This window comes from Enterobacter sp. 120016 (assembly GCF_018383635.1).
GTDB lineage: Bacteria > Pseudomonadota > Gammaproteobacteria > Enterobacterales > Enterobacteriaceae > Enterobacter > Enterobacter asburiae_D.
On record NZ_JAHAWC010000021.1, the window covers coordinates 1 to 24,028 of the forward strand.

Consider the following 24,028-nt stretch of genomic DNA (forward strand, 5'->3'; position numbering starts at 1 on the left):
GTGATCGACCTGAAGAAAAAGTCGATCACCATGGGTAAAGGATGTTAAAAAGTGTTCACCATGTCCCCGAACACCTGTCTACCATGTCCCCGGACTGTACACCCACAGGGAGAGGGGATGCTTCACTGCTCATCTTAGCCCTGAATAAAGGCATAGAATCACAGTGCCGCAAACTTATCCAGCGTCCGCACCAGTTGCGTAACAAAACCATATTCGTTGTCATACCACGCGACGGCTTTCACCAGCTGCAGCTCTCCCGCTTCTGACACCTCCGTCTGCGTGGCGTCAAACACCGAACCATAATGCGAGCCAATCACATCGGACGACACAATCTCTTCGTCGGTATACCCGAACGATTTATTGCCCTGAGTCGCCTTTTTCAGCGCGGCGTTGATCTCCTCAACGGTCACTTTCTTGCCCAGAATCGCTACCAGCTCGGTGACCGAACCCGTTTTTACCGGCACGCGCTGCGCGTGGCCTTTTAGTTTGCCGCTAAGCGCCGGGATCACCAGACCGATGGCCTTTGCGGCACCGGTGGTGTGGGGAATGATATTCTCAGCCGCCGCCCGCGAGGCGCGAAGGTCTTTCCCGCGCGGGCCATCCACCAGCGCCTGGGTACCGGTATAGGCGTGAATGGTGGTCATGGTGCCCACTTTTATTTCAAACGCATCGTGCAGGGCCTTCGCCAGCGGGGCGAGGCAGTTGGTGGTGCAGGATGCGACGGAAATAATGGTGTCACTGGCGTCAATGGTGTCGTCATTCACGCTGTAGACGATGGTTTTCATGTCACCCGCAGGCGCGGAGATCAGCACTTTCTTCGCGCCGGCGTCCAGGTGCGCCCGTGATTTCTCTTCGGAGGTATAAAAACCGGTGCACTCCACAACGATATCCACGCCTGCGGTTTTCCACGGAATGTGCTTCGCCTCTTTTTCGGCGTACACCGCAATGGTTTTACCATCAACAATCAGCGCATCCTCGGTGAAATCCACGCTCCACGGGAAGCCACCGTAGTTGGAATCATGCCTGAGCAGGTAGGCCAGCACTTTCGGTGATGTGAGGTCGTTGATGGCGACGACGGTATTACTGTCCTGGGTTTCAAGAAGGCGACGCAGAACAAGGCGTCCAATGCGTCCAAATCCGTTAATGCCAATTTTACTCATGGGGTTCTCCTGTAAACGTGTCGATGCGACAGTTTGAACTCATCCAGGCTTAGACCATCACGGGCTGGGCGGCAATTGAAGATGCTTCATGCGGGAGGAAGTATTTGAAAAACCATACAGAAAAGTTAATGAATTTTTAAGGAAAGGGGATTATGTTGGCGCGGTAACTGTTTTTAATCGGGAAATCACATGCGCACTAAATATACAAGCCTGCAAATCGGCATCCACTGGCTGGTGTTTCTGTTAATCATCGTCGCCTACTGCGCCATGGAGTTCAAAGGTTTCTTCCCGCGCACCGCGCGTCCAGTAATCAATATGATCCACGTCTCATGCGGTATCAGTATCCTGGTGCTGATGGTGACGCGTCTGCTGGTTCGCCTGAAATTCCGCGCGCCACCGATTCAGCCGAAGCCAAAAGCGATGGTGACGGGGATGTCTCATCTGGGGCACCTGGTGGTGTATCTGCTGTTTATTGCGCTGCCGCTGATTGGCATTGTGATGATGTACAACCGGGGCAGCGACTGGTTGGCTTTTGGCATGGTGATGCCGCATGCGGCGGAGTCCAATTTTGACCTGGTTGATGTGCTGAAAGAATGGCACGAGACGCTGGCGAACCTGGGCTATTTTGTGATTGGCCTGCACGCGGTGGCGGCGCTGATGCATCACTATTTCTGGAAGGATAATACTCTTCTGCGCATGATGCCGAAAAAGCGTCAGTAGCCCTCTTGCCCGGCGGCGCTTCGCTTGCACGGGCCTACAAACGGCTCTGAATTGTAGGCCGGGTAAGCGGTAGCGCCACCCGGCTTATTTTTTAACCCAGCAGCGCACGCTCTTCAGCAGTTAACGCCAGCGGCTGCGTTGACCCCGTCTCCGACGACTTCACCGCCGCTTCCAGAACGGCCATGACCGCCAGCGCCTCAACAGGGTGGACAGGGTTGGTGATTTTCCCGAGTAACGCATCACGTACGTTGAGGTAATACTGGCGCTGATCGCCTTTCGGGGTAGGGATCGTCTGCGGTGCACCGTCAGCCCCAAAGAACACCATACTGTCGCTGTCTTCGCCCCAGGTTTCACTGCCGGGAATCACCCCTGAGAGCAGCTGCGTTTCCTGCTGATCGATTCTGGCTTTCACCACGCTGCCCTTGTCCCCGTGGACGGTAAAGCGTGCCGTACCGCCAGCAACCAGCATGCTGGCGTGCAGAATGACCTTATGCTCCGGGTAGTTTAAGACCACGTGCGCCCAGTCGTTAATTTCTGCACCGTCGCGCAGCGTTGCGATATTCCCCTGAACCGACTCCGGCAGGCCAAAGAGCTGTAGCGTCTGGTCAATCAGGTGAGGACCCAGATCAAACCACAGACCGCTCCCGGGGACGTTCTGCTCGCGCCAGCGCACGCGCACTTCCGGGCGGAAGCGGTCGATGTGCGATTCCAGGTGTTTAACCTTGCCGAGCGTGCCTTGCTCAATAATCTGCTTAATGCCGAGGAAATCACTGTCCCAGCGGCGGTTGTGGAAGACGGAAAGCAGCAGCTGCTTTTCATCCGCCAGGGCAATCAGGTCGCGGGCTTCCTGCATGTCGAGGGTAAAAGGCTTATCCACGACCACGTGTTTACCCGAGTTCAGGGCCAGCGTCGCCAGCGGGGCGTGCGTGGCGTTGGGGGAGGCAATCACCACCAGATCGATATCAGGATGCTGAATGGCCTCTTCCGGTGTCGCCACCACCTGTACGTACGGCAGATCGCGTTTAACCTTCTCTTCATCACGAGAAGAGACCACTGCCAGCTTCATCCCGTCCACAGACTGGATCAGCGGGGCATGGAAGGTTTTACCGACAAATCCATACCCGATCAGCGCAATGTTGATTGTTTGAACTTTACTCATGACCTTCTCCACGTTAATTCGCGCACACCGTAACCTGCAGTGCGCTATGGTCCCCAAGCTCAGGCCAGGGACGATCTAAAAAGAGTTGTTGAATGCTGGATAACCTGGAAACCAGATACGGCTCGCAGCGGTTAATTTTCAGGTGATCGGCGACAATCCAGTGCGCGTGGCTTGCGTCGAGCATCGCACGTTTCACTTCGGCATCCGCTTCTTTACCGGCGCTCAAACCGAGTTCGGCATGAATGGCGCACGCCCCAAGAATGGCAATATCTGCCCGATAACGGGACAGCAAAGACAGCGTGGCGCTGCCGGCAAACAGTCGCTGCTTGTGGTCCCATTTCCCGCCGAGCAGGATCAGCTCAATGTCTTCCCGGTCGCTAAAATGCTGGGCGATATCCAGCGAGGGGGTAATAACGGTGAGCGGCCCCTGAAGAAAGGTGGCGATGGCCATCACCGTGCTTCCGGCATCCAGAAACAGGGTGGAGCCCGGGGGAACCTGCTGTGCGACCTGTTTACCCAGGCGCTGTTTGGTCTCCGGCAGCAGCGTATTGCGGCCCTGACGGTTCATGGCGGAGAGGTTAAGCGCGATGGCTCCGCCGTGGTTCTTCTGCGCAAGGCCCTGGTTTTCCAGATCGGTCAGATCCCGACGGATGGTATCCGCTGAAACCTGCAGCCTTTCGGCCAGGTCGGTGATGCTGGCCTGGCCTTGCTCGCTGAGGATATCCAGGACGTAGCGTTGACGAGCGGTTTTGTGCATAGGAGTACATTCCTGCAAAATGTCGCAATAGTTCGCATAATACAGCATTTTGACGCAGAGAGAAGAGGATTGTGGTCATGACGATGTGCAGCGGCGTGATGATTTAGATAGGTGATTATTAAAATTTTATTAAGCAGGTATAAGGAAGCCGTTTTGAATGTTAATCACAATGTTACTGTTATGTTTTATTTAACGATTTGGGTTATGTAACCAGCGTATCGCCATTGAGTGGGTATAAATGCTATTAAATGAAAATTATGCAGGATTTAATTGCTTTAATTAGTTTTTTAAAAGCTTTTAATTTTAAATATACCCATTTGGTTACTTAAATTGACATTTCTTTGAAAATCTTTGTGTCTGACCCGCTCTGAAATTAACGCAAAAATGTGCACAGAAAGAATTAAGAATTTTCCTTAGATAACAGGAGGTTTATATGTTTCATCTGAAAGGATACTTTTAGGGTTTTGTCCAGAAACCCCATATTTTTTCTTGCTTGTAACACCACATTAACATTGTGGGTGTAGTGGGCTATACCACATTTTGTTATGCTGCTAACCAGTTTAAGAAATAAGTAAATTCTTAATTGAAATAAGACGCAGGCAGATCTCATCTCCAATGGAAATGGGTATGGGAATTATTACCTAAAATCCAGCACGGTAGCTAAATAAGATATTTGTCTAATTATCTGTACCTCTTTTTGGGTATTTGCTTGAGTATCACTCAGAGTCAGGGAGATAACATGACGATATTACGAAAGCCTATGTTACGCCGATTTACAGCAGCACTGGCATTCATTTCATTAGCCATAAATACGGCGTACGCCAATAGTAATCAGGTGGGTATTGCCCCGGTGGCAACCACAACCTTAAAAGAAAGTATTCTTTTTGCTATCGATCGCGATCCGTCAATTAGTCAGCAGGCCGCGCAATTAGGTATTGGCCAGGCACAAATAGATGAAGCGCGCAGCGGCTGGATGCCGCAAATATCGTTGAACGGAAGTACAGGGCACAGCCAGACCACCGATTCCAGCGGGTCGCTGAAGAATTCAGCCGCCTGGGGGCTGAGCCTGACGCAGTTGCTGTACGATTTTGGCAAGACCAATAACAGCATCAGCCAGTCTTCCGCCCAGCGTGATAGCTACCGCTATCAGCTGATGGGCACGCTTTCGGACGTGGCGGAAAAAACGGCGCTGAGCTATGTAGAGGTCAAACGCTATTCCGATCTGCTGCAGGCGGCAATAGATAACGTGCAGGCGCTCAGGAACGTCGAGCAGCTGGCAAAGCTGCGCGCAGACGCGGGCGTGAGTTCCACCTCCGATGAGCTCCAGACCCGCACGCGTATTGCCGGCATGCAGGCGACGGTCGCGCAGTATACCGCCGCCTTAAACAGCGCGCGCGCAAGGCTTGCGGTATTAACGGGGATGCAGGCAGAAGCCTTTTCGCCAGTGCCTGCGAACCTCGCGGTTGAGCCAGATTCGCTCAACCGTATTGATTATTCGTTAATACCGGCCGTGATGGCCGCGCAGAACATGGAACGTTCGGCTCAGTATGGCGTGGAAACGGCGAAGTCCCAGCACTGGCCGACGTTAAGCCTGAAAGGGGGGCGCACCCGTTATGAATCGGACAACCGTTCATACTGGGACGACCAGATACAGCTCAATATCGATGCTCCGCTGTATCAGGGGGGCGCGGTTTCCGCTCGCGTTCGGCAGGCGGAAGGCGCACGGGCCATGGCCTCCTCTCAGGTCGATCAGGCACGTTTCGATGTTTTGCAAAAAGCCTCCGTCGCGCAGGCTGACTGGACCGGCGCACGGGGAAGAATGGAGGCCGGAAAGCAACAGCTGGAAAATGCGCTGCGCGCCCGCGATGTTTATAAAAATGAATACACCCTGAGCAAGCGGAGCATTAACGATCTGCTCAGCGTTGAGCAGGATGTCTGGCAGGCCACATCAGCGAAAATAATCGCTGAGTATGATGGCTGGAGTTCGGCAATTAATTATGCTTCCGCGGTTGATAATTTAATGCCGCTTATTGGAATAGAGAAAAACGCTGCCGCAAAATTACCTGACTTGAGTTAAAAAAGACGCGCAGTCTCGCGCAAAAATAAGTCTGAAAATAATGGGTGTTTTTTCCCAGGGATAGCTACATCCGTCTGGTGGACATATCCACAGGAATCCGCACACCTGCAAGGAGAAGAAATGAGTAACGTAAAGGTTGTTGATGTCATCATTCGCAAAACGGCGGAGAAAACGAAATTAACCGGCGAAGGAAATCTGTCGGTCTCTATTTCATCGCCGAGCGTGATTGAAATTCAGGGTTCTGCTCAGGATGTGGCGCGTTATGTCCGCCAGGGGAAAGACCTCCTCATTTATATGAAAGATGGCAGCGTTATTCGCTGCAATAACTATTTTGTCGAAGATCCAGAGACGCATAACCAGTCAGAGCTGGTGTTCAACGACCGTCAGGAACTGACACATATTTCTTTTGCCGATGCCGGGGAAGCGTCAGGCGTTGCGGTGACCGAGTTAACCGCGCAGGCCACACCGATTAGCAGCATTCAACCTTTCCTCGAGCAGGAAAGTGTTTTAAGCGACGCGCCGTGGGGCTGGATTGCGGGAGCTGCGTTAGGCGGCGGTGCCATCGGGGCACTGTTGGCAAACGGCGGTGACGGCGAAACTAAAACAAAAGTCATTGATAATACCAAAGAAGTTGAAAGCGCCACGCCGACCTTCTTGCTGTCGGATAAAGCGGGTGACAAGCAGGGCGTGCTGAGTGCAAACGAGATCACGGACGACAGCAACCCAACCTTTAGCGGTACCGGTCAGCCGGGCGCGACCATCCAGATCAAAGACAGCAGCGGCAGCACCATTGCCAGCACCATGGTCGCTAAAGACGGCACGTGGACGGTAATATTACCGACCCAGACGGACGGGGAGCACACCTGGTCGGTCGTGCAGATCGACGGTAGTAAAACCACCTCTGCGGGCAGTATCACCGTGACGGTCTCTACCGCCGATGCCGCCATTACGCTTGCCACCACGGCGGGCGATAACGTGCTCAACGCCAGCGAGCAATCCGCGGGCTTTACGCTTTCCGGTGCCAGTAAAAACCTGGCGCAGGGTACCGCACTCACCGTGACGCTGAACGGCAAAACCTACGCGGCTGAAGTCGGGGCAGACGGCGCGTGGAGCGTTAACGTACCTGCGGCAGACGCGCAGGCGCTGGGCGACGGTACCTGGACGGTTAACGTGAGCGGTAAAGACGCGGCGGGTAACACCGTCAGCGGAAGCCAGACGATTGGGGTGGATACCACCGCGCCAACTCTGTCTGTCGATACCCTCGCACAGGACAACATCATTAATGCGGCTGAGCACAATCAGCCGCTGACCCTGACCGGTAAAACGAATGCGGAAGCCGGTCAGATCGTCACGGTCACTCTGAACGGTAAAAACTATAACACCACGGTGGGCAGCGACGGCACCTGGTCCGTCACGCTTGCCGCGAGCGACGTGCAGGCGCTCAATGAGGGTAATCACACCCTGACGGTTAACGTGAGCGACAAAGCGGGCAACGGCGCGTCCGTGACGGCAGATTTCACGGTGGATACCGCCGCGCCGGTCGTCACCATCCATACCGTGGCGGGCGACGATATCCTCAATATCAGCGAGCAGGGCCAGGCGCACATTATTTCCGGCCAGGCGAGCGGTGCCGCCGCGGGCGATGTGGTCACCGTAACCCTTGGCGGCCAGACCTTCACCGGCGTGGTGCTGGCGGACGGCAGCTGGAGCGTCGGCGTTCCCGCGTCCGTGCTGGGCGCGCTGGGTGAAGGTAACCACACGCTTTCGGTTTCCGTCACTGATGCGGCAGGCAACACCGGCAGCGCCACGCACGGCATTACGCTGAGCGGACACCCGCCAGAATTTACGATTGATGCCATCAGCCAGGATAACGTCCTTAATGCCCAGGAGGCGATGCAGCCGCTGAGCCTGACCGGCACCAGCAACCTGCCGGACGGCACCGCCATCACCGTGACGCTGAACAACGTCAACTATCAGGCCACCGTCGAAAACGGTATCTGGGCGGTCCAGGTGCCGGTTTCCGACGTCCTGAATCTGGCGAACACGCTTTACACCGTCAGCGTCAGCGGTACCGACAGCGTGGGTAACAGCGGTTCTGCCGAAGCGAATCTGCTGGTGGATACCGTCCTCCCGCAGGTCATTATCAATACGTTTGCGGGCGACAACCTGGTCAATAACGCCGAAGCGGGCGTCGATCAAACCCTCAGCGGTCGCGTTACCGGCGCGGCGGCGGGCGATACCGTCACCATCTCCGCAGGCGGCAAGAGCTACACCGCAACGGTTGGCAGCGATCTGACCTGGAGCGTGAAAATCCCGTCAGCGGATCTTCAGGCGTTCGGCGACGGGGATTTAACCTTCAGCGCCTCCGTCACCAACGCGCATGGCAATACCGGCACCGGCGAGCGTGATATCAACATCAACGCGGAGCTGCCGGGTCTGCGCGTGAACACCATTTCCGGCGATGACGTGATCAACGCCATCGAACAGCAGCAGGATTTGAGCGTCACCGGCTCCAGCAGCCATCTGGCCGCGGGCACGCAGATTATCGTCACCATCAACAACGTTGAGTACGTCACTGCGGTTAACGCCAGCGGCAGCTGGCAGATCGGCGTTCCGGCGGCGGATCTGCAGGCCTGGACGGCGGGCGGCATGACGGTTAGCGTCAGCGCGGTAGATGCCTGGGGCAATACCGTTGCGGCTGAACACCCGATTGAACTCGATCTGAACGCCGTGGCGGTCACCATTGATACCGTCTCCGGCGACGACCTGCTGAATGCGGCAGAAAAAGGCGTTGATTTAACCCTTTCCGGCCAGACGCAGGGCGTGGAAGCGGGGCAGACCGTGGTGGTGAAATTCGCTGACCAGACCTTCACCGCGCAGGTGCAGCAGGACGGCTCCTGGAGCCTGACCGTACCCGCCAGCGCCATGGAAACCCTGATCGACGGGCGCGCGCAGGTGAGCGTCAGCGTCACTAACGTCAGCGGCAACAGCGCGGACGCCGCGCGCGTGGTCACGGTGGATACGCAGCCACCGGCGATTACGCTCGATAACCTGACCGCCGACAACATCATCAATGCGGCTGAGGCGCAGCAGGATTTAACCTTAAGCGGTACCAGCAGTGCGGAAGCGGGCCAGACGGTCACCGTGACGCTGAATGGCAAAACGTATCAGACCACGGTTCAGGCGGACGGTACGTGGCAACTGAGCGTGCCTGCGGCTGACGTGGGTGCCCTGACGGATGGCATCGTTACCGTGACCGCAACCGTGAGCGACGTGGCGGGCAACGCCAGCAGCGCCGATCGCGTGGGTCTGGTGGACGCGACCGTACCGCAGGTGACCATTAACGACTTTGTCACCGACTCCAACACCGTTAACCAGCTCGCCCATTCACAGGCGCAGATCCTGAGCGGCTCCGTCACCGGTGCGGCAGCGGGCGACCTTGTGACCATTACCATTAATAGCGTCGATTACACCACCGTGGTGGATGCATCGGGCAACTGGAGCCTCGGCCTGCCCGCATCCGTCGTGCAGGGTCTGGCGGACGGCACCTGGACCATCGACGTCTCCGTGACCGACCGATCCGGCAACACCGGAAGCAGTTCGCTGGATGTGGTAGTGAATACCGTGACGCCTGTTATCGGTATTAACACGCTGGCGGCAGACGACGTGATTAACGCGACCGAGAAGGGCGAAGATCTGCTGCTCTCCGGCACCAGCAACCAGCCGGAAGGAACGCGCGTCACCGTTAACCTGAACGGCATCAACTACACCGCCACCACCGACGCCAGCGGTAGCTGGAGCGTGACCGTACCGGCCTCGGCCGTCAGCGTGCTGGGAGAAGCCCATTACACCGTGACGGCGAGCGTCACGGATAGCGTAGGCAACAGCGCCTCAACCTCACACGATGTGCTGGTGGATAGCTCGCTGCCGGTGGTGACGATTAACACGCTGGCAGGCGACAATATCGTTAACGCAGCGGAAGTCGCGGCAGGGCAAACCCTGACCGGTAAGGTGACGAACGCGGCGTCAGGTGACACCGTCACTATTATCCTCGGCGGCCAGACATACACCGCCACCGTGCAGGACGATCTGACCTGGAGCCTGCCGTTAAGCGAGAGCCAGCTTACCGCGCTCGGCAACGGCGACCTCACCGTATCCGCCAGCGTGACCAACGCGCACGGCAATACCGGATCTTCTTCTCTCGACTTCAGCATCGACGCCCAGCTCCCGGGGCTGCGTATTGATACCGTGGCGGGCGATGACGTCATCAACGCGATCGAACACGCTCAGAACCTGATTGTGTCCGGTACCAGCACCGATCTGGCGGCGGGCAGCACCGTGACCGTGACCATCAACGGCAAAGCCTATTCGGCAACGGTACTGGCGGACGGCACCTGGCAGGCGGCGGTACAGGCGGCCGACGTGTCCCAGTGGGCGGACGGTTCGCTCACCATCAGCGCCAGCACGCAGGATGCCTCCGGCAACCCGGTGACCATCGGCACCGTCGTGAACGTCGATCTCGCGCCTGTCGCCATCACCATCAGCAGCGTGACCGACGATAACGTGCTCAACGCGGCGGAAAAAGGCCAGGACCTGGTGCTTTCCGGCACCACCTCCAACGTTGAAGCGGGTCAGACCGTAACCATCACCTTCGCAGGTAAAACCTATACCACGACGGTGGATGCCAACGGCGACTGGACCTGGACCGTTCCGTCTGCCGATCTGAGCGGCCTGAAAGACGGCGACGCCAGCGTGCAGGTCAACGTTACCAACGTGAACGGCAACGCGGCGTCTTCGGCGCAGGAATTCAGCGTCGATACCACCGCGCCGACGGTGACCATCAACACCATCAGCAGTGACAATATGCTGAACGCGGCGGAGGCGGCGCAGGATCTGACCCTGAGCGGCACCTCTACTGCCGAAGCGGGCCAGACGGTCACCGTGACCTTCAACGGTAATCAGTACACTGCGCAGGTGCAGGCGGACGGCAGCTGGACGCTCGACGTTCCGGCGGCGGACATGGCAGGCATCACCGACGGCAGCGCGGCGGTAACGGCGACCGTGTCCGATAAGGCAGGCAACCCGGCCAGCGCGGGCTCCTCGGTGCTGGTCGACACCACCGTACCGCAGATTTCATTCAATATCGTTGCGGGCGACGACGTCATCAATATTGCCGAGCACGGCCAGGCGCTGATCGTCTCCGGCAAGGTGACGGGCGCGCAGGCGGGCGACGTGATTACCGTGACCCTGAACGGGAAAGACTACACCGCCATGCTGGATGCGTCCGGCAGCTGGAGCGTGGGCGTTCCGGCGACGGACGTGGGCGCGCTGGCAAACGGCGACCAGACGATCTCAGCGACCCTCACCGATAAAGCCGGTAACAGCACCACCGCGACGCACGAGTTTGACGTGTCCCTGACCGCGCCGGTGGTGGCCATCAATACCCTGGCGGTTGACGACGTGATCAACGCGACCGAGAAAGGCCAGGATCTGCTGGTGTCCGGCACCAGCAACCAGCCGGAAGGAACCACCATTACGGTGACCCTGAACGGAGTCGGCTATACGGCCACCACCGACGCCAGCGGCAGCTGGAGCATCACCGTTCCGGCGGCAAACGTTTCTGCGCTGGGCGAAGCAAGCTACGTCGTGACGGCGAGCGTAACCGACGCCGCAGGCAATAGTGCGAGCACCGGCCACAGCGTGCTGGTCGACAGCGCGCTGCCGCAGGTCACCATCAACCCTGTCGCCACGGACGATGTCATTAACGCAGCGGAAGTGGCTGCCGGGCAGACCCTGAGCGGCAAAGTGAGCGGCGCGGCGAGCGGTGACACTGTCACTATCTCGGTCGGCGGCAATACCTATACCGCGACGGTTCAGGACGATCTGAGCTGGTCGGTCAACGTGCCGTCCACGGTCTTAACCGCCATCGGTAACGGCGATCTGACGGTGTCAGCCAGCGTCACCAACGGCCACGGCAACACCGGAACCGGCGAGCGCGACATCACCATTGATGCCAACCTGCCGGGTCTGCGCGTCGATACCGTGGCGGGCGACGATGTGATCAACAGCATTGAGCACGCTCAGAACCTGATTATCACCGGCTCCAGCGAAGGCCTGGCAACGGGCGCGGCGTTAACGGTGACCGTCAACGGTAAAACCTACGCCGCAACCGTGCTGGCGGACGGCACCTGGACGGCGGCCATTCCGGCGGCAGACGTCAGCGCGCTGAATGCGGGCACTCTCACCGTGACCGTGGACGGCCAGAGCGCGGCGGGCAATCCGGTTTCCATCAGCCACGACGTGAAGGTGGATCTGGCGGCAGTTGCCATCAGCATTGACCCGATTGCTTCGGACGACGTGATCAACGTGGCGGAGAAAGGCGTGGATCTGGTGCTGTCCGGCTCGACCACCAACGTGGAAGAAAACCAGACCGTTACCATCACCTTCGGCGGCAAGTCGTACACCGCGACGGTGGATGCCAGCGGCAGCTGGACGGCAACCGTACCGTCCGCCGATTTGGGCAGCCTGAAGGACGGCGATGCCAGCGTGCAGGTGAGCGTCACCAACGTGAACGGCAACAGCGCGTCGGCAGGCCGCGAGTACAGCGTGGACGCCACCGCGCCGACGGTGTCTATTGAAATTGTCAGCGACAACAACATCATCAATGCGGCCGAAGCGCAGCAGGATCTGGTTGTTAACGGCGTGACCAACGCCGAAGCGGGCCAGACCGTCACCGTGACGCTGAACGGCGTGGACTACACCACCACCGTGCAGGCAAACGGCAGCTGGAGCGTGACCGTGCCGTCCGCGGATCTGAGCGGTATTACCGACGGCAACTACACCATCAGCGCCGCCGTGTCTGATAAAGCGGGCAACCCGGCCTCTGCGGATCGCGACGTGCTGGTGGATACCACCGTTCCGCAGTTGACCATCCACACCGTTTCCGACGACGACGTGATCAACAGCGCCGAGCATGCGCAGGCTCTGATTGTCACAGGTTCCGTGACCGGCGCGGCGGCGGGCGACGTGGTCACCGTTACCCTCAACGGCAAATCGTATACCGCCACCCTGGATGCCTCAGGCAGCTGGAGCGTGGGCGTGCCTGCGGCGGACGTCACCGCGCTGGCCGCCGGGGATTACACCATTACCGCGGCGCTGACCGATAAAGCGGGCAACAGCAACAGCGCCACGCACGGCGTGGAGGTGAACCTGACCGCGCCGGTGCTGACCATTGACACCGTTTCCGGTGACGATGTGATCAACAACAGCGAGAAAACCCAGGATCTGACGATCTCCGGTACGGCTTCCGGCCTGGCGACAGGCGCGGTGGTGACCGTGATGCTGAACGGCAAAGCGTACAGCGCGACGGTCGATAGCAACGGGAAATGGACGACTACCGTTCCGGCGGATCAGGTGAGCCAGTTGGGCGAAGCGTTGTATACCGTTACCGCATCGGCAACGGACAGCGTCGGCAACAATACCAGCACGTCACACACCGTGAACGTGGAATCGGTTCTGCCGGGCGTAATTATCAACACCATTGCAGGTGACGACGTCATTAACGCGGCGGAGCTGGCGGCCGGGCAGACCATCAGCGGTAAGGTGGTGAATGCCGAAGCGGGCAACACCGTGACCGTGACCATTGACGGTAACAGCTACACCGCAACGGTGCAGAGCGATCTCACCTGGTCCGTTAACGTACCGGAATCCGTGTTGACCGCGCTGGGCAACGGCGATTTGACCGTGTCGGCCAGCGTCACGAACGGCGTGGGCAATAGCGGAACGGGCGAGCGCGAAATCGTGATAGACGCTAACCTGCCGGGCCTGCGCGTGGATACCGTGGCGGGTGACGACGTGATCAACAGCATCGAACATACTCAAAACCTGATTATCACCGGCACCAGCGACGGGCTGGCGGCGGGCGCGGCGCTGACCGTGACCGTAAACGGCAAAACCTATCCGGCGACCGTGCTGGCGGACGGCACCTGGAGCGCGGCGATCCCGGCGGCGGACGTTGGCGCACTGAGTGCGGGCACGGTTACCGTAACCGTTGCGGGCCAGAGCAGCGCCGGTAACCCGGTCTCCATCAGCCACGATGTGACGGTGGATCTGGCGAGCGTTGCTATCAGCATTGACGCCATCGCCACCGATGACGTGATTAACGCGGTCGAGAAGGGCGCGGATCTGGTGCTCTCAGGCACTACCTCGAACGTTGAGGAAAACCAGACCGTCACCATCACCTTCGGCGGTAAGAGCTACACCGCGACCGTGGATGCAGACGGAAAATGGACAGCTACCGTGCCGTCTGCGGATCTAGCCGGTCTGAAAGACGGTGACGCCAGCGTGCAGGTGAGCGTCACCAACGTGAACGGCAACAGCGCCTCGGCGGGCCGCGAGTACAGCGTGGATGCCAGCGCACCGTCCGTGACCATCAATACCCTGGCGAACGACGACATTCTGAACGCCGCTGAAGCGCAGTCCGATCTGACCGTATCCGGCACCACCACCGCCGAAGCGGGCCAGACGGTCACCGTATCGCTGAACGGCAAAGACTACACCACAACCGTCAGCGCAGACGGCAGCTGGACGCTCAACGTCCCGGCGGCGGATCTGGCTGGATTAACCGACGGCAGCGTGACCGTCACCGCATCGGTCAGCGATAAAGCGGGTAACCCGGCGTCCGTGGATCACAACCTGGCGGTAGATATCACCGCGCCTGCGGTGACCATCAACACCGTGGCGGGCGACGACGTGATTAACATCGCAGAACACAGCCAGGCGCAAATCATCAGCGGTACCGCCACCGGCGCGGCAGCGGGCGATAAGGTCACCGTCACCATCGGCGGCCAGACCTACACCACCGTGCTGGACGCGGCGGGGAACTGGAGCGTGGGCGTACCGGCGAGCGTGATTTCGGGCCTCAGCGACGGCACCGTGACCGTCACGGCGTCAGTCACCGACGCGGCGGGCAACACCGGCACCGGCACGCATAACGTGACCGTCGATACCGGTCTGCCATCGGTGGCCTTCAACGCCATCAGCGATGACAACGTGCTGAACGCGGTGGAGAAAGGCCAGGATCTGAGCGTCAGCGGCACCAGCGCTAACCTCGCGGAAGGCACCGTGGTGACCGTGACCCTCAACGGTAAAAACTACACGGCCACAACCGCGGCAGACGGCACCTGGAGCCTGATGGTTCCGGCAGCGGATCTGGCCGGTCTCGGCCAGGCCAATTACACCCTGAACGCGACCGCCACCAACGGCGTGGGCAACAGCGTGAGCAACACCGCGAACCTGCTGGTGGACACCGCGCTGCCGACCGTCACCATCAATACCGTGGCGGGCGACAACGTCATCAACGCGGCGGAAGTGGCGGCAGGCCAGACCCTGAGCGGCACCGTGGCGAATGCCGAAGCGGGCAATACCGTTACCGTCACCCTTGGCGGCAACAGCTACACCGCAACGGTGCAGAACGATCTGACCTGGTCCGTGAACGTGCCTTCTGACGTGCTGACCGCGCTGGGCAACGGCAGCCTGAGCGTGACGGCGACCGTCACCAACGGCCACGGCAATACCGGCGCGGGCGAGCGCGAAATCGCTATCGACGCTAACCTGCCGGGACTGCGCGTGGATACCGTTGCGGGCGACAATGTCGTCAACAGCATCGAGCACGCGCAGAACCTGATTGTCACCGGCTCCAGCGACGGGCTGGCACCGGGCACGGCGCTGACCGTCACCGTCAACGGTAAAGACTATGCGGCGACGGTGCTGGCGGACGGCACCTGGAGCGCGGCGATCCCGTCCACCGACGTGAGCGCGTGGCCGGAAGGCACCGTCAAAATCAGCGTTACCGGCGACAGCTCTGCGGGCAACCCGATTACCATCAGCCACGACGTGACGGTAGATCTGGCGACCGTTGCCATCAGCATCAATTCCATCGCCACCGACGACGTGATTAACGCGGCGGAGAAGGGCGCAGATCTGGTGCTGTCCGGAGCGACCACCAATGTGGAAGCCGGGCAGACCGTGACCATCAGCCTGAACGGCAAAATCTATAGCGCGACAGTAGACGACAGCGGTAACTGGACCTACACCGTACCGTCTGCGGATCTGGCACACCTTAAGGATGGCGACGCCAGCGTACAGGTGAGCGTCACCAACGTGAACGGTAACAGCGCCTCGGCGGGCCGCGAGTACAGCGTGGATGCGACCGCGCCGTCCGTGACCATCAACACCCTGGCGACCGACGATATTCTGAATGCCACTGAAGCGCAGTCCGATCTGACCGTGTCCGGCACCACCACCGCCGAAGCGGGCCAGACCGTGACCGTGACGCTGAACGGCAAAGACTACACCACAACCGCAGGCGCGGACGGCAGCTGGACGCTGAGCGTTCCGGCGGCGGATCTGGCCGCGCTCGGCGACGGCAGCGTGACCGTGACGGCAAGCGTCAGCGACAAGGCGGGCAACCCGGCGTCGGCCGATCACACTCTGACAGTCGACGTGACCGTGCCTGCGGTGACCATCAACACCGTAGCGGGCGACGACGTGATTAACATCGCTGAGCACGCTCAGGCGCAAATTATCAGCGGCACCGCCACCGGCGCGGCAGCGGGCGATAAGGTCACCGTCACGATTGGCGGCCAGACTTACACCACCGTGCTGGACGCGGCGGGGAACTGGAGCGTGGGCGTCCCGGCGAATGTGATTTCTGCTCTGCAGGATGGCACCGTGACCGTCACGGCGTCAGTCACCGACGCGGCGGGCAATACCGGTGCCGGCAGCCATAACGTGACCGTCGATACCGGCCTGCCGTCCGTGGCCTTCAACACCATCAGCGGCGATAACGTGCTGAACGCGGTGGAGAAAGGTCAGGATCTGAGCGTCAGCGGCACCAGCGCTAACCTCGCGGAAGGCACCGTGGTGACCGTGACCCTCAACGGTAAAAACTACGCGGCCACAACCGCGGCGGACGGCACCTGGAGCCTGACCGTTCCGGCAGCGGATCTGGCGGGTCTGGGCGAAGCCAACTACACCCTCAACGCCGCCGCAACCAACGGCGTGGGCAACACCGTGAGCAACGCCGCGAAACTGCTGGTCGACACCGCGCTGCCGACCGTCACCATCAATACCGTGGCGGGCGATAACGTCATCAACGCGGCGGAAGTGGCCGCAGGCCAGACCATCAGCGGCAAAGTGGCGAACGCGGAAGCGGGCAATACCGTCACCGTCACCATTGGCGGCAACAGCTACACCGCAACGGTGCAGAACGATCTGACCTGGTCCGTGAACGTGCCGGAATCCGTCCTGACCGCGCTGGGCAACGGCGATTTGACCGTGTCGGCGACCGTCACCAACGGTCACGGCAACACCGGCGCGGGCGAGCGCGAAATCGTTATAGACGCCAGCCTGCCGGGCCTGCGCATTGATACCGTGGCGGGCGACGATGTGATCAACAGCATTGAACATACTCAAAACCTGATTGTCACCGGCTCCAGCGACGGGCTGGCGGCTGGCACCACGCTCACCGTGACCGTCAACGGCAAAACCTATGCGGCCTCCGTGCTGGCAGACGGCACCTGGATCGCGGCGATCCCGGCGGCGGACGTCGGGGCCCTGGCTGCGGGCACGGTCACCGTGACCGTCGCAGGCCAGAGCGCGGCGGGCAACCCGGTGACCATCAGCCACGATGTCACCGTCGATCTGTCTGCCGTTGCCGTCAGCATCGATGCGATTGCCACCGACGACGTGATTAACGCGGCGGAGAAAGGCGCGGATCTGGTGCTGTCCGGCAGCACCTCGAACGTGGAGGAAAACCAGACCGTCACCATCACCTTCGGCGGCAAGACGTACACCGCGAAAGTGGACGCTGACGGTAATTGGACGGCCACCGTGCCTTCCGCCGATCTCGCGGGCCTGAAGGACGGCGATGCCAGCTTGCAGGTGAGCGTCACCAACGCGCACGGCAACAGCGCCTCTGCGGGCCGTGAGTACAGCGTGGATGCGACCGCGCCAGCCGTGAGCATTGATACGGTCGCTGGCGATAACGTGATTAACGGCAGCGAAGCGGCTGCGGGCGTGGCCATTTCCGGCACCACCACGGCGGAAGTCGGGCAGACGGTCACCGTAACGCTGGGCGGTAAGAGCTATACCGCACAGGTGCAGCAGGGCGGCATCTGGAGCGTGAACGTACCGGGCGCCGACCTGTCCGCACTGGCGGATAATGGCTACACCGTGCAGGTCAGCGTGAGCGACGCCGCGGGTAACCCGGGCAGCGCGGGCAAAGCGATTACGCTTGATACCACGCCGCCGACCGTCAGCTTTAACGTCGTGGCGGGCGATAACGTCATTAACAGCGTGGAGCACGGTCAGGCGCAGATTGTCAGCGGTACGGCAACCGGCGCGAGTGTCGGCGATAAGCTGGTCATCACCATCGGTTCTAACCAGTACACCACCACCGTTGACGCCAGCGGTAACTGGAGCGTGGGCGTTCCGGCCAGCGTGATTTCCGCGCTGAACGACGGCACCGTGACCCTCAGCGCGACGATTACCGACAGCGCGGGCAACAGCAGCACCCAGACCCACGATGTGGTGGTGAACACCGCTTCCGTGGCGCTGACGGTGAACACCGTTAGCGGTGACGACGTCATCAACGCCGCTGAAGCCGGTTCGTCTCTGGTGATTAACGGCTCCAGCGCCCAGCTCGCCAGCGGGACTCAGGTCACCGTGACGCTGAACGGCAAAACCTATACGGCCACCATCCAGAGCGACGGCAGCTGGACGACCACCGTTCCGGCCGCCGACGTGGGCGCCCTGGCAGATGGCGCGAGCTATCAGGTGTCCGTGTCGGCGCAGGACAGCGCGGGCAACAGCGCGTCGGCGACGCACGGCATCAGCGTGGATACCACTGCGCCGGTCGTGAGCATTGCGACGCTGTCGGTTGACGACATGCTGAACGCGGCAGAAGCGCAGCAGCCGCTGACCGTGCACGGCTCTTCCAGCGCGGAGGCGGGTCAGACCGTCACCGTGACGCTGGGCGGCAAATCCTACACCGCAACCGTCGCGAACGACGGGACGTGGACGCTGGATGTTCCGGCAGTCGATCTGGCCGCCCTGAGCCAGGGCGCGCTGACGGTGACCGCCTCGGTCAACGACAAAGCGGGTAATAACGGCCAGACCACGCACACCTTAACGGTCGATACCGTCGCGCCAACCGTGACCATCAGCACCGTGGCCGATGACGATATCGTCAACAACGCGGAGCAGCTGGCGGGCCAGACGATCCGCGGTACGACCACGGCGGAGCAGGGCCAGACGGTGACCGTCTCCTTCAACGGGCACAGCTATCAGGCGACCGTCGGGGCGGACGGATCGTGGTCGGTCTTCGTGCCGGGCCGTGATTTCCTCGGCCTGAGCGACGGGGATTACACCATCACCGCTTCGGTAAGCGACAGGGCGGGCAACCCGGGGAGCGCAACGAACGACGTGACGCTGAACGGCGATGTCCCGACCATCACCATTAACACCTTTGCGCAGGACGATATCGTCAACGCCGCCGAGCACGGTACGCCGCTGGTCGTCAGCGGCACCACCGACGCCCCGGCGGGCCAGACGGTGACCATTACGCTGAACGGTAAAACCTACACGGCGATCGTTCAGAATGACGGTACCTGGAGCTACACGGTAGGCAGCGCAGACGTGACCGCGCTGGCGGACGGCGGTTCGTACGTGATTAACGCGCAGGTCAGCAACACCATCGGCAACAGCGGCAGCTATAACCACAGCGTCACCGTGGATCTCACCGCGCCGTCGATGGGGATTACGATTGATTCGCTGCAAAATGACACCGGCCTGAGCGCGAGTGATTTCATCACCAACGACGCTCAGGTCGTGGTCAACGGCTCCCTGACCGCGCAGCTCGGCAATAACGAGAAGGCGCAGATCAGCCTTGACGGCGGCACCACCTGGATTGACCTGACCGTGACCGGCACCACCTGGCGCTACACCGATGGCCGCACCCTGACGGACGGTACGTATCAGTACCAGGTGCGCGTGATCGATAACGCGGGCAACGTGGGGGCGACGGACAGCCAGGACGTGGTGATTGACCTGACGAAGCCTGTGGCAACGACGATTACGGTCGATTCCATCACCCAGGATACCGGCCTGTCCGGCAGCGACTTTATCACCAGCGACAACCAGATCAGCCTGAAAGGGACGCTCGGCGCGGCGCTGGGCAGCGGCGACCACGCGCAGATCAGCCTCGACGGCGGCGTGACCTGGACAGACGTCAGCGTCAGCGGCCTGAGCTGGACGTACGTCGATGGCCGCACGCTGGCCGACGGGGATTACAACTACCAGCTGCGCGTGATTGACGACGCGGGCAATATCAGCGCCACCGCCAGCCAGGTGGTGACCATTGATACGGTTGCGCCGGACGCGAGCAAAACCATCGCCATCGACAGCATCAGCGACGATACCGGCCTGAGCAGCAGCGACTTTATCACCAACGATACGTCCCTGACGCTGCACGGCTCGCTCGGCGCGACGCTGGCCGACGGCGAGTATGCCCAGATCAGCATCGACGGCGGCGTGACCTGGCAGAACGTGATTGTCACCGGTAACAGCTGGTACTACGTGGATGGCCGCACGCTGGGTAACCAGACCTACGACTACTACGTTCGCGTGGTGGACGCGGCGGGCAACGTGGGTTCAAGCGCCCATCAGCAGGTGACCGTCGATACGGTCGCCCCGGATGCGGCGATTACGGTGACCGTGGATAACATCACCGTGGATACCGGCTTCGACAATAACGACTTCCTGACCAGTTCGACCTCGTACACGCTGCACGGAACGCTCGGCGCCGCGTTGGGCGCGGGTGAATTCGTACAGGTGAGCATGGACGGCGGCAGCACCTGGGTTTACGCCACCGTAAGCGGTACGCAGTGGAGCTACAGCGACACCCGTACGCTGACCGACGGCAGCCATAACTACCAGGTGCGGGTCGTTGACCAGGCGGGGAACGTTGGGGCCACCACCTCGCAGGCGGTGACGGTGGATACCCACGCGCCGCAGTATGGCGTCACCATCGACAGCATCAGCGAAGATACCGGCCAGTCCGGCAGTGATTTCATCACCATGGACACCACGCTGACCATCAACGGTTCGCTGGGCAGCGCGCTGGCAAGCGACGAGCGCGTACAGATAAGCCTGGACGGCGGAAATACCTGGCTCGATACCGCGGTCACCAACCAGCGCTGGAGCTACACCGATACCCGCGATCTGCCTGACGGTGACTACACCTACCAGGTGCGGATTATCGACCAGGCGGGCAACGTCGGCTCCACCGCTTCTCAGGTGGTGACGGTGGACACCACGCCGCCAACCACGGTGGGCACGGTAGTGAGCTATACCGACGGCGAAGGCGAGCGTCAGGGCACCTTTGGCAGTGCGGTGGCAACGGACGATAACTCGCCGCTGATCAACGGTACGCTTAACCGCGCCCCGGACGACGGTGAAATCGTGCAGCTCTATCGTGACGGGGTCCTGCTCGGCCAGGTGACCATGAACGGCAGCGCAAGCTGGTCCTTCCAGGACAACGGCCTGAGCGACGGCAACCACACCTACATTGTGCGCGTCACCGATAAGGCCGGTAACTACACGGAATCCGACGGCTTTGTGCTGAACGTTGATACCAGCATCCCGACCACCACGGCGGCGATTACCGCGCAGACCACGTCGGACACCACGCCGATCGTCAGCGGTACCGTCTCCGCCGATCTGGTGAACGGTGAATACCTGGTGGTCACGGTGAACGGGAAAACCTATACCTCCCAGACGGGCGGTGCGGTGGTGGTCGATCCGGATCACAACACCTGGTATCTGCAGATCCCGGACGGCGATGCGCTGAGCGTGTCGAGCTACAGCGTGACGGCGCAGGTGAAGAGCAGCGCGGGTAACGGCAATACCACCGGCACGGCAACCGGCAGCCTGGTGATTGACACCACCTCGGTGAATACCGACTGGGCAACCACGGCGGGGAACAGTAACAACTCCACCATGACCCTCGGCATGAACAGCAGCGGTCTGTGGAATATCATTGCTAACGGGCAGTCTTACTCCAGCAGCGATAGCTCGACCTATGCCGGAAATACGCTGACCAACACCCGCAGCTACTACGTGGTGAGCCAGACCGCCGCCGACTTTGACCGTAACGGCACGCAGGATATCTTCGCGACGGAAAATACCTACTCGGGCTCTACGCAGGTGATGTGGACCTATGATGGCAGCACCTATAACGCGAGCCAGCTGGCGATGGGGACCACCATCTGGTACGGCGGCGTGATTGCGTACGATAAAACCGGCGATGGCTATCTGGATCTGGCGTACGGCGATGCCGGCATGGACTCATTGACCTACCTGGTGAACAACAACGGCGTTCTGTCGCCGGACGGCACCGGTGGCGAAGGCGGTTTCTACGGTCAGTTCGATTCCGGACGCGAAATCTCCGGCGTCGACCTGAACAACGACGGCACGGTAGATATTGTCCAGCACACCAACCGCAGCGGCGCGTACTCGTTAACCGTGATCAACAACAACGGTAACGGCACGCTCTCTATCGGTCAGAACCTGACCAACGTGTTTGTAGCAAACGCCTCGAATACCACCACGGCGGCGTCCATGACGTGGGCGGACTTCAACGGCGATGGCTACATGGATCTGTACCTGGGCAGCAGCTACAACAACAACGGCGGGGTGATTTACTACAACGACGGTACCGGGAAGCTCTCTGCCACCAAGAGCGCGGTGGAAGCCTCTAACGCCACGGCGGGCTATCTGTCGGTGGCGGTGGACTGGAACGGCGACGGGCAGATGGACATCATCAAGCTCAGCACCTACGGCGGTTCGCAGACGGCGACCCTGTTCACCAACAACGGCTACGGTTCCACCTGGACCTCAAGCCAGCTGGCGTCAGGTATTGCCTACGCGACCGGCGTGGCGGCAGTGGACTACAACTGGGACGGCGCGCAGGATCTGCTGGTCTCTCAGCAGAACGGCAAGGTGGTGCTGGTGCAAAACAGCAAAACCATCGCTGACGGCACCGCGATGCACCTGCACATTGTCGACAGCGAGGGCATCAACGCCTACTACGGCAACACGGTCAATCTGTACAACGCCGCGGGCGTGCTGGTGGCTTCGCAGATCATCAACGCCCAGTCCGGTATCGGATCGAACGATACCTCCGCGCTGGTGAGCTTCTACGGGCTGGATCCGAATGAAACCTATTCGGCCGAGATCCTGAAGATCACCAACGGCGTGTCGGATAACGTCACCTGGAGCGGTCTGGAAGCGGGCAACGGCAAAGAGGGCTACGTCCTGACGGCCGAGGCGGCCACCGGCGGCCACAGCGGGACGATCACCGGGACCGGGTATAACGACACCTTTATCGCAGAGGATGGCACCTATACCTACAACGGTTCCGGCGGCTGGAATACCCATTCCGACTACGACACCTGGAGCAACACCGGTGGGATGGACGTGGTGGATTACCGCAATGCGACCTCCGGCGTTACCGTTGATTTGCGCCTCTCTACCGCGCAGGACACCGGGTTCGGTACGTCACGACTGCTCAACATTGAGGGAATTAACGGCTCGAACTTCGACGACGTCATTACCGGCAACAGCGGTGATAACCAGTTCGAAGGCCGCGGCGGGAACGACACCTTCAACATCGGCAGCGGCGGTCACGATACGTTGCTCTACAAGCTGATCAACGCGTCTGACGCAACGGGCGGTAACGGTCACGACGTGGTGAACGGCTTTACGGTCGGCACCTGGGAAGGGACCGCGGACACGGATCGTATTGACCTGCGCGATCTGCTCTCCGGCAGCGGCTATACCGGCACGGGCTCGGCGAGCTATGTGAACGGCGTGGCCACGCTGGACAGCAGCGCGGGCAATATCAGCGATTACATCCGCGTGGTGCAGAACGGCAGCAATACCGAGATCCAGGTTGACCTGGACGGTACAGGCGGTCAGTTCTCGCCGACCACTCTGGTGACCCTGAACGGCGTGCAGACGGATCTGGCGACGCTGCTGGCGAACCATCAGCTGTTAATTGCGTAAACCAACGGCGCGGGGAGCGATCCCCGCGG

The 24,028-nt window shown here is 60.4% G+C and carries 6 protein-coding genes; 3 read left to right on the forward strand and 3 right to left on the reverse strand.

The genetic code is table 11. The annotated features are described in order from the left end of the window. Positions 1–158: 158 nt before the first annotated feature. Positions 159–1,160 carry a type I glyceraldehyde-3-phosphate dehydrogenase gene (gap, locus tag KIF87_RS20725; protein ID WP_213330468.1) on the reverse strand — a complete coding sequence of 334 codons (1,002 nt, stop codon included), beginning with the start codon at positions 1,158–1,160 and terminating at the stop codon, positions 159–161. 189 nt (positions 1,161–1,349) lie between these two features. Here gap and cybB point away from each other — a divergent pair, with 189 nt between their 5' ends. Beyond that, complete coding sequence (cybB, locus tag KIF87_RS20730; protein ID WP_213330470.1) at positions 1,350–1,880, forward strand: cytochrome b561; 531 nt, start codon at positions 1,350–1,352, stop codon at positions 1,878–1,880. Positions 1,881–1,971: 91 nt separating this feature from the next. Here cybB and KIF87_RS20735 read toward each other — a convergent pair whose 3' ends face one another. Beyond that, positions 1,972–3,039 (reverse strand): oxidoreductase, encoded by a 1,068-nt coding sequence (locus KIF87_RS20735; RefSeq protein WP_213330472.1) that lies wholly within the window; start codon positions 3,037–3,039, stop codon positions 1,972–1,974. 13 nt (positions 3,040–3,052) lie between these two features. Continuing rightward, a complete protein-coding gene (locus tag KIF87_RS20740) occupies positions 3,053–3,796 on the reverse strand; it encodes a DeoR/GlpR family DNA-binding transcription regulator (protein WP_213330474.1) in 744 nt (247 codons plus the stop codon). Between the two features lie 739 nt (positions 3,797–4,535). On the opposite strand from KIF87_RS20740, the gene KIF87_RS20745 reads away from it, so the two are divergent. After that, on the forward strand, positions 4,536–5,873 hold the full coding sequence (locus KIF87_RS20745) for a TolC family outer membrane protein (RefSeq protein WP_213330476.1): 1,338 nt from the start codon (positions 4,536–4,538) through the stop codon (positions 5,871–5,873). Positions 5,874–5,993: 120 nt separating this feature from the next. After that, the gene (locus KIF87_RS20750; protein WP_213330478.1) at positions 5,994–23,999 is read left to right on the forward strand and encodes an Ig-like domain-containing protein; all 18,006 of its coding nucleotides are present in this window, start codon (positions 5,994–5,996) and stop codon (positions 23,997–23,999) included. The last annotated feature ends 29 nt before the right edge of the window (positions 24,000–24,028 follow it).

Bases quoted from the DNA above. Each gene is read 5' to 3' on its own strand.
- KIF87_RS20735 (WP_213330472.1), bottom strand. From the start codon at position 3,039: ATGAGTAAAGTTCAAACAATCAACATTGCGCTGATCGGGTATGGATTT.
- KIF87_RS20745 (WP_213330476.1), top strand. From the start codon at position 4,536: ATGACGATATTACGAAAGCCTATGTTACGCCGATTTACAGCAGCACTG.
- gap (WP_213330468.1), bottom strand. From the start codon at position 1,160: ATGAGTAAAATTGGCATTAACGGATTTGGACGCATTGGACGCCTTGTT.
- KIF87_RS20750 (WP_213330478.1), top strand. From the start codon at position 5,994: ATGAGTAACGTAAAGGTTGTTGATGTCATCATTCGCAAAACGGCGGAG.
- KIF87_RS20740 (WP_213330474.1), bottom strand. From the start codon at position 3,796: ATGCACAAAACCGCTCGTCAACGCTACGTCCTGGATATCCTCAGCGAG.
- cybB (WP_213330470.1), top strand. From the start codon at position 1,350: ATGCGCACTAAATATACAAGCCTGCAAATCGGCATCCACTGGCTGGTG.